This is a genomic window from Microbacterium petrolearium, from assembly GCF_054782875.1.
Window position 1 is genome coordinate 36,612 of sequence record NZ_BAAGRQ010000013.1, and the last position, 12,082, is coordinate 48,693.

Consider the following 12,082-nt stretch of genomic DNA (forward strand, 5'->3'; position numbering starts at 1 on the left):
GGTCACCCCCGACCCGATCCGGGAGGAGTTCCTCCAGGTCGAGCCCGAGAGCGACTTCGGCCGCGTGCCGGACGCGTTCCAGCGGCTGTGGACGCCGCACCGCATGGCGTACATCAATGCCGGCGCCGACGTGAACCGCGGCAGCGGGTGCCCGTTCTGCGCGGCGCCGTCGCGCTCCGACGAGGACGGGCTCATCGTGCACCGCGGCGAGCACGCGTTCGTGCTGCTGAACCTCTTCCCGTACAACTCCGGTCACCTGCTCGTCTGCCCGTACCGGCACGTGGGTCAGTACGACGAGGCCACGATCGAGGAGACGGCGGAGATCGCGTACCTCACGCAGGTGGCGATGGGCGTGCTGCGCACGACGTCGCGCTGCGACGGCTTCAACATCGGCATGAACCAGGGCCAGGTGGCCGGCGCGGGCGTGGAGGAGCACCTGCACCAGCACATCGTGCCGCGCTGGGCCAGCGACGCGAACTTCTTCCCGATCATCGCGAAGACGAAGGCGCTGCCGCAGCTGCTGGGAGACGTCCGCACCGCGATCGCCGACGCCTGGCCCGCCTGATCCCTCAGCCGCGGGAGGCGGCGGCGATGTCGGCCGCGAGTCGCTCCTGGGCGGCGTCGTCGAGGTGGTGCGCGGTCACCCGCAGGTGGCGGGACGGGGCGGCGGCGCCGAGCGCGAACTCGTCGCCGGACCGGACGAGCCAGCCGCGCGCCCGCAGGCGCTCGGCGGCGTCGCGCGCGGGCGCGCCGACCGGCACCCACAGGCTCAGCCCGTCGCCGCGCGTGACCGCCATGCCGTGCGCGCGCAGGCGGGCGGCGAGGGCGGCGTTGCGCGCCGCGTAGTGCGCGCCGGCGCCCTCGATCGCCTCGCGGGTGGCGGGTTCGGACAGCAGGACGTGCGCGAGACGCTGGAGCAGGTGGCTCACCCAGGTCGTGCCGGGGCTGAGGCGCAGGGCGAGGCGGTCGGCGGTGTGCGGATCGGACGCCACGATCGCGAGCGACATGTCGGGGCCGAGGAACTTCGACACCGAGCGCACGAGCGCCCACCGGCGGTGGTCGGGACCGATCATCGAGCGGTACGGGTGCCGCGAGAGCAACGAGTAGTGGTCGTCCTCGATGACGACCACGTACGGGTGCTCCGTCAGCACCTCGCGCAGCGCCGCGGCGCGCGCCTCGGACAGGCTCGCACCGGTCGGGTTCTGCGCCCGCGGCGTGCACACGACGGCCCGGGCGCCGTCGGCCAGCGCGGCGCGGAGCCCGTCGACGGTCATGCCCTCGTCGTCGACCGGAACCGGGATGGGCCGGTAGCCGGCGAGCCGCGCCGTGCGGATGGTCGCGAGATAGCAGGGGTCCTCGAGCGCGACGGCGTCGTCGCGCGTGAGCGCCTGCGCGAGCAGCCGCTCGACGGCATCGAACGCGCCGTTTGTGATCGTCAGCCGCATCGGATCCGGCACGTCGGGCGCGAGCCACTCCCGCGCCCACGCCTCGAGGCCCGGATCGATCACGCCATCGCCGTAGAGCACCGGGCGCGGCGCGAGGCGGGCGAGCGCGGGCTCGAGGCTCGGCAGCAGCGCGGGGTCGGGGTTCGCGGCGCCGACGTCGCGCAGCTCCGGGGCGCCCGGGCCCGGAACCGCCGAGGCGAACCCCTCCTGGGCGACGGGCGGGGCACCCGCGATGCGGGTGCCGCCGCGGCCCTGCGAGACGACGAGCCCGGCCTGGGCGAGCTGGCGGTAGGCGGCGACGGCGGTGTTGCGGTTCACGCCGAGCTGCGCGGCCAGCGTGCGGACGGGCGGCAGGGCGTCGCCGGCGCGCAGCTCGCCGCGCTCCACGAGTCCGCGCACCGCATCGGCGATCTCGCCGGCCGTGCCACCCGTGATGCGCGGCGCGGTGGCCGCCGCGCCCGAGATGTCGCCGTGTGTCATCGTCGCCCAGCCTATGCGCCGCACGGTGCTACGTTATGGCCTAGGCCAAATCGGCCGGAGCGTGAGGAGAAGCAGGATGTCGGAGACCACCGGAACCGCGCGGGTCAAGCGCGGACTCGCCGAGATGCTCAAGGGCGGGGTCATCATGGACGTCGTCACCGCCGACCAGGCGAGGATCGCCGAGGACGCCGGCGCCGTCGCCGTGATGGCGCTCGAGCGCGTGCCCGCCGACATCCGGGCGCAGGGCGGCGTGGCCCGCATGAGCGATCCGGACCTCATCGACGGGATCATCGAGGCCGTCTCGATCCCCGTCATGGCGAAGGCGCGCATCGGGCACTTCGTCGAGGCGCAGGTGCTGCAGGAGCTCGGCGTCGACTACATCGACGAGTCCGAGGTGCTCTCGCCCGCCGACTACGCGAACCACATCGACAAGTGGGGCTTCACCGTGCCCTTCGTCTGCGGCGCGACGAACCTCGGCGAGGCGCTGCGCCGCATCACCGAGGGTGCGGCGATGATCCGCTCGAAGGGCGAGGCCGGCACGGGCGACGTCTCCGAGGCCACCCGCCACATCCGCCAGATCACCGGCGAGATCCGCGCGCTGGCGGCCAAGAGCGACGACGAGCTGTACGTCGCCGCGAAGGAGCTGCAGGCGCCCTACGAGCTGGTGGCCGAGGTCGCGCGCACCGGATCGCTTCCGGTCGTGCTGTTCACCGCCGGTGGCGTCGCCACCCCCGCGGACGCGGCGATGATGATGCAGCTCGGCGCGGACGGCGTGTTCGTCGGGTCCGGGATCTTCAAGTCGGGCGACCCGGCCGCCCGGGCGGCGGCGATCGTGAAGGCGACGACGTTCCACGACGACCCGTCGGTGATCGCCGAGGTCTCGCGCGGGCTGGGCGAGGCGATGGTCGGCATCAACGTGGCCGACGTGCCGGCGCCCCACCGGCTCGCCGAGCGCGGATGGTGAGCGCACCCGTCGTCGGCGTGCTCGCGCTGCAGGGGGATGTGCGCGAGCACGAGCGCGTGCTCGAGGGGCTCGGCGCGCGCGTGGTGCGCGTGCGCCGAGAGCCGGAGCTGCGCGAGGTCGGCGGGCTCGTGATCCCGGGCGGCGAGTCGAGCGTCATCGACAAGCTCGCGCGCTCGTTCGGCGTGCGAGACGCGATCGTCGAGCGGATCCGTGCCGGGATGCCCGTGTACGGCACGTGCGCGGGTCTCATCCTGCTGGCGGATCGGATCGCGGACGGCATCGAGGGACAGCAGACCTTCGGCGGCCTCGACGCGACGGTGCGGCGCAACGCGTTCGGGCGGCAGACGGAGTCTTTCGAGGCCGCGCTGGCCGTGCCCGCGCTGGGGGAGGCGCCCGTGCACGCGGCCTTCATCCGCGCGCCCGTGGTCGAGGGGATCGGCGCGGGCGTCGACGCGCTGGCGAGGACCGCGGACGGCCGGATCGTCGCGGTCGAGCAGGGGCCGCTGCTCGGCACGGCCTTCCACCCCGAGGTGACCGGCGACACGCGCTTCCACGCGCGGTTCCTCGACCGCGTGCGGGGTTAGCGCCGTGGATCGACGCGGATGCGGGCGGTTGCGGTGGCCGCTTCATCTCCGGCGCTGCGCGCCTCCGTACAGCAACCGTGGGGTAGGCGTCGGTTGACGCCGATCGGTTGCTGAACGGAGCGGCCGGAGGCCGCGGAGATGAAGCGACCAGTCGAACCCGGGCGCCGAGGGCGGCGAGGTCAGCGGACCCGACGGACCTCGAACTCCAGGCGCGGGCTCGCGTAGTGCTCCTGCGCCTCGACGAGGTGGAGCTCCTTCGAGCCGGCGGCGTGCGTCTGCTCCAGCAGGCCGAACACGCTCGAGGCCGTGCGGGCGAGGGCGTCGGCCGCGTCGCGCGTGCGCACGTAGTGCGAGGTGAACAGCGCGGCCGTGACGTCGCCCGATCCGTTCGCCTTCATCGGCAGGTACGGCGTCTGCACGATCCACGCGCCGGCGTCGTCGATCGCCATCATCTCGATCGTGCCGTCCTCGCGATCCGGGCGCTCGACGCTCGTGACCAGCACGGTCCGCGGCCCCATCGCGCGGGCGAGGTCGGCCGAGGCGAGCGTCGACTCGATCGTGTCGGGCTCGGTGCCGGTGAGGAAGCCGAGCTCGAACTGGTTGGGCGTGATGATGTCGGCCACGGGCACGACCTTGTCGCGCAGCAGGTCGGGGATCGCCGGGGCGACGAAGCAGCCCGACCGCGCGTTGCCCATGACCGGGTCGCACGCGTACAGCGCCGCCGGGTTGGCGGCCTTCACGCGCGCGACGGCGTCGATGATGACGTCGGCGATGCCCTCGGAGCCCTGGTAGCCGCTCAGCACGGCGTCGAGTTCGCCGAACGCGCCGCGCTCCTCGACGCCCGTGATGACGTCGGCGACGTCCTTCGGATCCATCACGGGCCCGCGCCACGCGCCGTACCCGGTGTGGTTGGAGAAGTTCACCGTGTAGACGGGAAGCACCTCCACGCCGATGCGCTGCATGGGGAAAACGGCGGCGGAGTTGCCCGCGTGACCGTAGGCCACGGCGGACTGGATGGACAGGATCTTCATCCTTCCGATGATGTCACGATGGAGGGGTGACGGATCGCATCTCGACGCGCACGCGGATGATTCTCGCGGCGGTGGGCGTGCTCGCCCTCGTCGCGGTGGCGCTCGCCCTCGTGCTGTGGCCGCGAGCGGCGGAGACCGAGACAGCGCCGACGCCGAGCGCGACGGCGACGCAGGCCGAGACGCCCACTCCCACGCCGACGCCCACCCCCACACCCACAGGCCCGGCGGCGGACACGGCCGCCTACGACCTGACCGGTCTGTCCGCCGCGCAGGTGTTCACCGTGAACGCCCGGATCCCGCTCGACGATGCGCCCTCCGAGCCCACGCTGCCGCTCGTGGCGCAGGCACGCGATGTTGCGCCCGTCTTCGCCGAACCCGGCGGCGAGCCCGTCGCCGTGCTGCCGCGGGAACAGCAGCACGGTGGCGTCGTCGTTCCGGTCGTGAGGCAGGAGGAGCACTGGGTCGAGGTGCTGCTCTCGGGGCGTCAGGGTGTGCCGCCCGAGGGCTCGGCCGCCCAGACCGCCGGCTGGCTGCGCGCGGCAGACGTGGAGATCTCTTCGAACCCCTACGCCGTGGAGGTGAGCATCTCCGGCCAGACCATCGACATCGTCCACGACGATCAGCACGAGCGGGTCGCCGAGTCCTTCGCATGGGGTGTGGACGCGACGCCGACGCCCCTGGGTCGGTCGTACATCATGACGACGGCTGTGACCGACCTCGCGTACACCAGGGGCAACCCGATCGTGTACCTCTCGGTGCAGTCGCCGACGCTTGCCCGCTTCGGCGCGTCGGATGCGGCCGTCACGGCCTTTCACTACCACGACGCCAGGGAGGGTGCGATCTCGAACGGCTGCATCCGTGTGGGCGCCGAGACCATCACGCGCCTGGCGCAGCTGCCGCCGGGCACACCGGTGCACATCCGCCCCTGACGAGGGCGCTCACACCGGATCGATGAGCGCGGGGGAGTCGTTGCGCACGTTGCCGACCGCGCGGTCGACGGGGTGGAAGGCGAGCGTGTCGGCGATGCGCGGCGCGTTGTCGAGGACGGCGTCGAGCACGTCGCGCGGGCGGTCGACGGCCGGATCGAGCCAGGCATCGGCGTGGTCGGCGTCGAGGAACACCGGCATGCGCCCGTGGATCGAGCCGAGCGACCCGATCGCGTCACGGGTGAGGATCGTGAAGCTCAGCACCCAGCGATCCGGATCGTCGTCGGTCTTGGTCTTGTCGCGCCACCACTCGTACAGGCCCGCGAAAAGCAGAGGCGAGCAGTCGGCGGGATGGATGAAGTGGGGCACCTTGCCCGTCTGCTGCTCCTGCCACTCGTAGTAGCCGGTGGCCGGGACGATGGTGCGCCGCCGGGCGAGCGCGTTCTGGAACATGCGCTTCTGCTCCAGGTCCTCCGCCCTGGCATTGAAGGCGCGCGCGCCGATCGACAGATCCTTGGCCCACGAGGGCACGAGGCCCCAGCGGGCGCGCTCGAGCCGGCGCACGGGCCGCTCGGCCTTGACGGAGTCGAGCACGATGCCCACCTGAGCGGTGGGCGCGATGTTGTACGACGGCTCCGGCAGGTCGTCGGCGACCAGATCGACCCTCAGCTCGCTGACGAGCTCCCCACCGACGTTCGCCACGACGAATCTCCCGCACATGCCGCCAGGCTACGCCGTGCCGCCGACGTTCCGGCACGAGGGGCAGCCGCCGGGGCATCAGCGGAAGTCGCGGGAGCGGTGGCCGATGCCGACGCGGAGGTCCTCGAAGCCGTCGGCGACGATGTTGACGACCCCCTCGGGCGAGCGCTCCAGGATCCCGCGGGCGATGAGCGCCGGGCTGTCGCGCACGACGGCGCGGAACCGCGTCCACGCCCCCGTGGAGCAGATGACGTTGATGAGGCCGAACTCGTCCTCGAGGTTGAGGAACGTCACGCCCGAGGCGGTGGCGGGCCGCTGGCGGTGCGTCACGAGCCCGGCGACCTCCACGCGCCGCCCCGTCTCGTGCGTGCGCAGCCCCGCGGAGGTGACGACGCCCCGGGCGTCGAGCGCACCGCGGAAGTGCGTGAGGGGGTGGTCGTCGGTCGACACGCCCGTGGCCCACAGGTCGCTCGCGAGCCGCTCGTAGCTCGTCGGATCGGGGAACAGCGGCGGCTGCACGGCCTGCACCGTGCCCGGCAGGTACTCGGGCCGGTCCTGCGCCGCGGCCCCCGCGATCCACAGGGCCTCGCGCGTGGCGTGCCCGAGCGACGCGAATGCCCCCGCCGTGGCGAGCGCCTCGAGCTGGTTCTCGCTCACCCCCGTGCGGCGCACGAGATCGTGCATCGACGCGAAGGGGCCGTGCGCGTCGCGCTCGGCCGCGATGGCCCTGGCGGTGCGCAGGCCCACGCCCGTGACGCCGGCCAGCCCCAGCCGCACGGCGAAGCCGCCGTCGCGGCGGTGCGCGGCCGACTCGTCGGGCGCGGCCGGATCGAACGGCGGCGGCTCCCCGTCGAACGAGCGCAGGCACGCGTCCCGGCCCGTCGGACCGTGCCGATCCGGATCGAGCGGCTCGAGCGTCTCCTGCGCGCCCGAGAGGTTGATGTCGGGCCGGTGCACGACGACGCCGTGGCGGCGGGCGTCGGCCGTGAGCGTGGCGGCGGAGTAGAACCCCATGGGCTGCGCGCGCAGCAGCCCGGCGAGGAAGGCGGCCGGGTAGTGCAGCTTGATCCACGAGCTGGCGTAGACGAGCAGGCCGAACGAGAGGGAGTGCGACTCGGCGAAGCCGAAGTTCGCGAACGCCTGGATCTGCGCGTAGATCGCATCGGCGGCCTCGTCCGACAGGCCGTTGCGCTTCATGCCCGCGTAGAGCTTGTCGCGGATCTTCTCGATCCGCTCCAGGCCGCGCTTGGACCCCATGGCGCGGCGCAGCAGGTCGGCGTCCTCGCCCGTGCAGTCGCCGATGACCATCGCCATCTGCATCAGCTGCTCCTGGAAGATCGGCACGCCGTGCGTGCGCTCCAGCACCGGCTTCAGCTTGGGGTGCGGGTAGGTGGTGGGCTCGACGCCCATCTTGCGGCGCACGAAGGGGTGCACCGCGCCGCCCTGGATGGGGCCGGGCCGGATGAGCGCGATCTGGATGACGAGGTCGTAGAAGCGGCGCGGCTGCAGCCGGGGGAGCAGCCCCATCTGGGCGCGCGATTCCACCTGGAACACGCCGATGGAGTCGGCGCGGCACAGCATGTCGTAGACGGCGGGCTCCTCGCGCGGCAGCTCGCGCAGCTGCCACTGCTCGCCCGTGGACTCGCGGATGAGGTCGAAGCAGTGCTGCAGCGCCGAGAGCATGCCCAGGCCCAGCAGGTCGAACTTCACCAGCCCCATCCACGCGGCGTCGTCCTTGTCCCACTGGATGACCGTGCGGTTCTCCATGCGGGCGTGCTCGACGGGCACGACCTCGCCGACGGGCCGATCGGTCAGCACCATGCCGCCGGAGTGGATGCCCAGGTGCCGCGGCGCCTTCATGAGCTCGGTCGCGTACGCGATCACCTGATCCGGGATGTCGTGATCGGGACCCGACTCCAGCGTGGCGCCCCAGCGCTCCACCTGCCGCGACCAGGCGTCCTGCTGGCCGGGGGAGAAGCCCAGGGCGCGGGCGACGTCGCGCACGGCGTTCTTGGGGCGGTACTGGATGACGTTCGCCACCTGCGCCGCCCGCTCGCGCCCGTACTGCTCGTAGACCCACTGGATGATCTCCTCGCGGCGGTCGGAGTCGAAGTCCACGTCGATGTCGGGCTCCTCGTCGCGGATCGCCGAGAGGAAGCGCTCGAAGGGCAGGTCGTAGGCGATCGCGTCGACCGCCGTGATGTCGAGCAGGTAGCAGACGGCGCTGGCGGCGGCGGATCCGCGCCCCTGGCACAGGATGCCGCGCCGGCGGGCCTCGGCGACGATATCGTGCACGATGAGGAAGTAGCCGGGGAAGTCCTTGCGCTCGATCACGTCGAGCTCGTGCGCGATCCGCCGGCGCCCCGCCTCGTCCAGCTCCGGGTAGTGCGACGGCACGGCCCGCCAGACGAGCTCGCGCAGGTACGACATGGGCGTGTGCCCCTCCGGTACCTCCTGCTTCGGCAGTGCGGGCCGCGCGCGGCGCAGGGGGAAGGCGAGCTCGGCCGCCAGGTCGGCCGTGCGCTCCACGGCACCCGGATAGCGGGCGAACAGGCGCGCCATCTCGTCGCCCGAGCGCAGGTGCGCCGAGTCGTGCGCAGGCAGCCAGCCGTCGAGGTCGTCCATGCCGCGGGTGGCGCGGATCGCGGCGACGGCCCGCGCGAGCCGCGCGCGTTCGGGGGCGGCGTAGTGCACGTTGTTCGTGGCGAGGGTGGGCACGCCGACGCGCGCGGCGAGCTCGGCGAGCGCGTCGTTGCGGCGGTCGTCGAGGGGATCGCCGTGGCGCGTCAGCTCGACGAACACGCCGCCCGGCCCGAACCGGTCGACGAGCTCGCGCAGGGCGGCCTCGGCCGCCGACAGGTCGCCCGATCCGCGCGAGACGGGTCCGGCCAGCGCGCGGCCCACCGCCCCCTTGCGGCAGCCCGTGAGCACCGCCCAGTGATCGCGGCCGCGCTCGGCCAGCTCATCGAGGTCGTAGAGCGGGCGGCCCTTCTCGCCGCCGCGCAGCTGCGCGCGCGTGATCGCCCCGGCGAGCCGGTGGTAGCCCTCCTCGCCGCGCGCGAGCACGAGCAGGTGCGTGCCGGCCGGGTCCGGCACCCCGCCCTGCGGCTTCGGCAGCCCCAGCGACAGCTCCGCGCCGAACACCGTGCCGACCGAGGTGTGCTCGGCCGCCTCCGCGAAGCGCGCGATGCCGTAGAAGCCGTCGTGATCGGTCATCGCCAGGGCCTCCAGCCCCAGCCGCTCGGCCTCCTCGACGAGATCCTCGGGCGAGGAGGCGCCGTCGAGGAACGAGAAGGACGAGTGCGCGTGCAGCTCGGCGTAGCGGGTGCGGCTCGTGCCGCGCTCGAGACGCGGCGGCTCGTATGCGCCCCGCTTGCGGCTCCACGCCGGGCTGTCGCCGCCGTCCGCGTTCGCGGGGCGCGGATCGGGCCGGCGGCCGCTGAGGGTGCGCTCGAGCTCGTGCCACGGGATCGGCGGATTCGTCCAGCCCATCAGGCGTACCTCCCCTCGAGCCACCAGCCGGAGCCCTCGTGCACGACGAGCCACGCGCCTCCCGCCTCGTCCACGAGCTGGAAGCGATGCGCACGACGGGCGCGCGCGGCGTCCCACGTGCGCTCGATCACCGGCCACGGGCCCGCCCACGACACCACGCGGCGGCCGTCGAGCTCGGCGGGCTCGCCCGCCACCATGCCGCGCGCGTCGACGCCGACCGCCGCGCCGCCGGCACCGCGCACGGTGGCCGGGCGGGGGCGGCGGAACACCTCGGCCGGCAGCGGTGCCGGCGGGGATCCGGGCCAGGGGCGGTCGCGGCTCTGCTCGGGGGACGCGCCGTCGCCCCACGGCAGCAGCACCTCGCGCTCGGCGGCGCTGCGGCCTCCGCCGACGGCGGGGCTGAGCACGCCGCGATGGCCGAGCACGGCCTGCAGGCGGGTCATGGCGTGGTGGGCGCGCTCGTCGGGACCCTGGCCGATGAGCGCCGGCTGATGGGCCGCGCCGTCGTCCACCGCCTCGGCCTCGATGTGGACGAGGGCCACGGCGCCGCGCAGCGCCGACTCGCCGCCCTGCTGCAGCTGCCAGCGCACGCGGTCGACCACGCTGGCCGCGTCGAAGCTCACCGGGTGCTGCCACACGCGCTCGCTGCGCCCGTCGCGGTCGTCCTCGATCGCGATCCGCACGGCCGTGCAGACGAGCCCGGCCTCGCCGACGGCGTCGCAGAGCCCCTCGGCGGTCTGGCGCACGGCGAACGCGATCTGCTCGGCCAGCTCCAGCGGCGGCTCGAGCGCCAGCTCGCGCGCGAGCTCGGGCGGGGGCACCCGTGGCACGACGGCGCGCGAGTCCGCCCCGGCGGCGAGGGCCTGCAACCGCAGCCCGCGCTCCCCGAGCCGCTCGCGCACGCGGCCGGGGGCGAGCGCGGCGAAGTCGCCGAGCGTGCGCAGCCCGAGCCGCGACAGCAGCAGGGCGAGCTGCTCGTCGCCGAGCACGGTCACCGGCAGCGGGGCGAGGAAGGCGGCGGATGCCCCCGGCGGCACGACCCGCAGGGGGAGCGGCGCATCCGCGCCCGCCCCCTCACGAGCGCCCCCTTCCCGAGCGCCCGCCGCGGGCAGGGAGCGCGCGGCCTGCTCCGCCGTGAAGACGCCGTCGGCGATCCCCGCGCGCACCTCGTCGTAGCCGCGCGCGGCGAGCGCCGCCGCGAGGGCACGGGCGGCCTCGGCCTCGCCGCCGTAGAACCGGGCGGGGCCGCGGGCGCGCAGCGCGACGAGGCCGGGCGCGAGGGGCTGGCCGCCGGGCGCGAGCTCCTCGAGCGCGCGCAGCACGGCGTGGAAGGCGCGCTCGTCGCGATCCGGATCGTCCGGCACGATGCGCAGGCGCGGGCAGGCGCCCTGCGCGTCGCGCCGCCGCTGGCCCACGCCCACGCCCTGGGCGCGCGCGGACGCGGAGCAGGCCACGACGCGGTTGGCCCGGATCACGGCGATCGGCGCGCCGGGATCGACCGGTTCGGCGCCGAGCTCGCGGGCCTGCGTGCGCAGGAACGCCGTGACCGCCCAGTCGGGGAACAGCAGGACGAGGGCGCGCTCGGGACTCATGCGCCCACCGCCCGCAGTCGCGGCCGCGGGGCGTTCCCGGTCGCGCCGGCTTCGGCCCCGATCGCCTCGGCCCCGATCGGCTCGATGCGCCCGGAAGGGCCGGGAAGCAGCACCCGCACCAAGCGGGGCCGCGGGGTGCGCCTGCCGGTGAGGGTGACCGTGACGGCCCGCTCCGACAGCAGCCCGTGGCCGCGGCCGATGCCGTGCCATTCCGGGGCGCCGAGCGACAGGGCCGCCTCGACCCCCGGCCAGTCGCCGAGGGCGAGCAGGGTGCCGCCCCGGTCGCGCAGCCGGGCCTCCAGCCGGGCGGCCTCGGCCTCGGCCGGGCGCCGGGGCGGGCGCACGGCGACGAGCGGGAAGACCTCGGCCGCCGCCGAGGCGGCCTGCAGCCACCGGTCGCCCGGATCGGGGATGAGCGCGATCCGGTCGAGGGAGACGCCGTGCCCCTCGGCGGCCTCCACCGAGAGCTCGGGCAGTCCGACCACGGCACACCACGACCCCTCCCGCGAGCTCGCTCCCAGCAGGGCCAGCAGCAGGCTCGTGGATCCGGGCTGAAGCGCGTAGGCGGCCCCGGGGCGCAGCCCGCCGTCGGGGAACAGGGGCGAGAGCGCGTCGGGCACGGGCAGGGCCTTCGGATCGGCCCGGCGCCGCTGCAGGCCGGCGATCTGCTCGCGCAGGCGCAGCACCGTGGCGAGGTCGCCTCGCCTGTCGAATGCCGCCGCCGTGCCCATGACGCCAGTATAGAAACTATGTACGACAAAGAAAGGGGATCAGTCGAACAAACGTTCTAGTTCTACTCGAGGGTTCGGCTCGCCGCCCGATCCGTCGCCCGCGGCACCGCGGAGGGGACCGAGCGTACGGGTAACGTG

General features: G+C 74.3%; 10 protein-coding genes. 4 read left to right on the plus strand and 6 right to left on the minus strand.

Translation table 11 applies throughout. From position 1 onward, the window contains the following. The first annotated feature begins 16 nt into the window (after positions 1-16). Positions 17-565 carry an HIT family protein gene (locus ACYVJ0_RS10705; RefSeq protein ID WP_449854204.1) on the plus strand — a complete coding sequence of 183 codons (549 nt, stop codon included), beginning with the start codon at positions 17-19 and terminating at the stop codon, positions 563-565. 4 nt (positions 566-569) lie between these two features. On the opposite strand, the gene ACYVJ0_RS10710 is transcribed toward ACYVJ0_RS10705, so the two are convergent. Next, positions 570-1,925, minus strand: a complete 1,356-nt coding sequence (locus tag ACYVJ0_RS10710; RefSeq protein WP_460817754.1) for an aminotransferase class I/II-fold pyridoxal phosphate-dependent enzyme — start codon at positions 1,923-1,925, stop codon at positions 570-572. A 76-nt stretch (positions 1,926-2,001) separates the two neighbouring features. Here ACYVJ0_RS10710 and pdxS point away from each other — a divergent pair, with 76 nt between their 5' ends. After that, on the plus strand, positions 2,002-2,889 hold the full coding sequence (gene pdxS / locus ACYVJ0_RS10715) for a pyridoxal 5'-phosphate synthase lyase subunit PdxS (RefSeq protein ID WP_460817756.1): 888 nt from the start codon (positions 2,002-2,004) through the stop codon (positions 2,887-2,889). Beyond that, complete coding sequence (gene pdxT / locus ACYVJ0_RS10720; protein ID WP_460817757.1) at positions 2,883-3,473, plus strand: pyridoxal 5'-phosphate synthase glutaminase subunit PdxT; 591 nt, start codon at positions 2,883-2,885, stop codon at positions 3,471-3,473. Before pdxS ends, pdxT begins: the two co-directional genes overlap by 7 nt. A 179-nt stretch (positions 3,474-3,652) precedes the next feature. Here the strand turns inward: pdxT and pdxY are convergent, their stop codons facing one another. Continuing rightward, positions 3,653-4,504, minus strand: coding sequence for a pyridoxal kinase PdxY (gene pdxY / locus ACYVJ0_RS10725; protein ID WP_449854182.1), 852 nt, complete (start codon positions 4,502-4,504; stop codon positions 3,653-3,655). Between the two features lie 26 nt (positions 4,505-4,530). Between pdxY and ACYVJ0_RS10730 the strand changes: the two genes are divergently transcribed. After that, positions 4,531-5,433, plus strand: a complete 903-nt coding sequence (locus tag ACYVJ0_RS10730) for a L,D-transpeptidase (protein ID WP_460817758.1) — start codon at positions 4,531-4,533, stop codon at positions 5,431-5,433. A 9-nt stretch (positions 5,434-5,442) separates the two neighbouring features. Here the strand turns inward: ACYVJ0_RS10730 and ACYVJ0_RS10735 are convergent, their stop codons facing one another. Genes ACYVJ0_RS10735 through ACYVJ0_RS10750 form a run of 4 tightly spaced genes read right to left on the minus strand, consistent with a single transcriptional unit; the run spans position 5,443 to position 11,944 of the window. Further along, positions 5,443-6,150: an SOS response-associated peptidase gene (locus tag ACYVJ0_RS10735; protein ID WP_460817760.1), complete on the minus strand. Its 708-nt coding sequence runs from the start codon at positions 6,148-6,150 to the stop codon at positions 5,443-5,445. Between the two features lie 57 nt (positions 6,151-6,207). Next, on the minus strand, positions 6,208-9,621 hold the full coding sequence (locus ACYVJ0_RS10740; RefSeq protein ID WP_460817762.1) for an error-prone DNA polymerase: 3,414 nt from the start codon (positions 9,619-9,621) through the stop codon (positions 6,208-6,210). Further along, complete coding sequence (locus ACYVJ0_RS10745) at positions 9,621-11,213, minus strand: DNA polymerase Y family protein (RefSeq protein WP_460817763.1); 1,593 nt, start codon at positions 11,211-11,213, stop codon at positions 9,621-9,623. Before ACYVJ0_RS10745 ends, ACYVJ0_RS10740 begins: the two co-directional genes overlap by 1 nt. Next, positions 11,210-11,944 carry a hypothetical protein gene (locus ACYVJ0_RS10750; protein ID WP_460817764.1) on the minus strand — a complete coding sequence of 245 codons (735 nt, stop codon included), beginning with the start codon at positions 11,942-11,944 and terminating at the stop codon, positions 11,210-11,212. Before ACYVJ0_RS10750 ends, ACYVJ0_RS10745 begins: the two co-directional genes overlap by 4 nt. Positions 11,945-12,082: the final 138 nt, after the last annotated feature.

Coding starts and splice junctions, on each gene's coding strand:
- ACYVJ0_RS10750 (WP_460817764.1), bottom strand. CDS start 11,944: ATGGGCACGGCGGCGGCATTCGACAGGCGAGGCGACCTCGCCACGGTG.
- ACYVJ0_RS10745 (WP_460817763.1), bottom strand. CDS start 11,213: ATGAGTCCCGAGCGCGCCCTCGTCCTGCTGTTCCCCGACTGGGCGGTC.
- pdxY (WP_449854182.1), bottom strand. CDS start 4,504: ATGAAGATCCTGTCCATCCAGTCCGCCGTGGCCTACGGTCACGCGGGC.
- ACYVJ0_RS10710 (WP_460817754.1), bottom strand. CDS start 1,925: ATGACACACGGCGACATCTCGGGCGCGGCGGCCACCGCGCCGCGCATC.
- pdxS (WP_460817756.1), top strand. CDS start 2,002: ATGTCGGAGACCACCGGAACCGCGCGGGTCAAGCGCGGACTCGCCGAG.
- ACYVJ0_RS10735 (WP_460817760.1), bottom strand. CDS start 6,150: ATGTGCGGGAGATTCGTCGTGGCGAACGTCGGTGGGGAGCTCGTCAGC.
- pdxT (WP_460817757.1), top strand. CDS start 2,883: ATGGTGAGCGCACCCGTCGTCGGCGTGCTCGCGCTGCAGGGGGATGTG.
- ACYVJ0_RS10740 (WP_460817762.1), bottom strand. CDS start 9,621: ATGGGCTGGACGAATCCGCCGATCCCGTGGCACGAGCTCGAGCGCACC.